Below are 470 nucleotides of genomic sequence, written 5' to 3' on the forward strand. Positions count from 1 at the left end.
TTTCCTGCTGGTCGGTGGTGCCCGTTGGTTCCGGGCATGAAAAAGGCCCGCACGGTGGCGGGCCTCTCGTTGTGGTGTGAGGTTGTTTACGTCTCGATCTGGACAGGTCGGCCGGAGGGCCGCGCCCAGGGCGGGCCGGGAGTGAGAGCGGTGGGCCAGGGAAGCCTCGGTTCAGCGGATGCTCTTCCTGGGGCCGTGGACCAAGTCGATAATATCGCGCCGCGTCTGGGGGTCTGCCCGAAGGAACATTGCGAGAGAGATGAAGAAGCCAGCCGCAAGGATCGCAGCACCTCCCACCAGCATCCAGCCGGCTCCCTGGTGGATCACCCGTGCAACGACCTCCGTGGAGAAGTTGCCTACGGCCGTGATGATTTCCTGATTCATGTTTTCCTGCCTCCGTGAGGGTTCGAGGGCGGCAGGCTGAGCCAACGAGGCACCTACCGTCCTTTCCTGCTGGTCGGTGGTGCCCG

The 470-nt window shown here is 64.0% G+C and carries 1 protein-coding gene; it reads right to left on the reverse strand.

The features are described from left to right. Positions 1–171 precede the first annotated feature (171 nt). Positions 172–470: hypothetical protein (locus tag IIE03_RS01855; RefSeq protein WP_225997115.1), on the reverse strand; the 299-nt coding region annotated here is incomplete at its 5' end.

Origin of the sequence: Myceligenerans pegani (genome assembly GCF_014892515.1) — a bacterium.
In the GTDB taxonomy this organism is placed as follows: Bacteria; Actinomycetota; Actinomycetes; order Actinomycetales; family Cellulomonadaceae; genus Myceligenerans; species Myceligenerans pegani.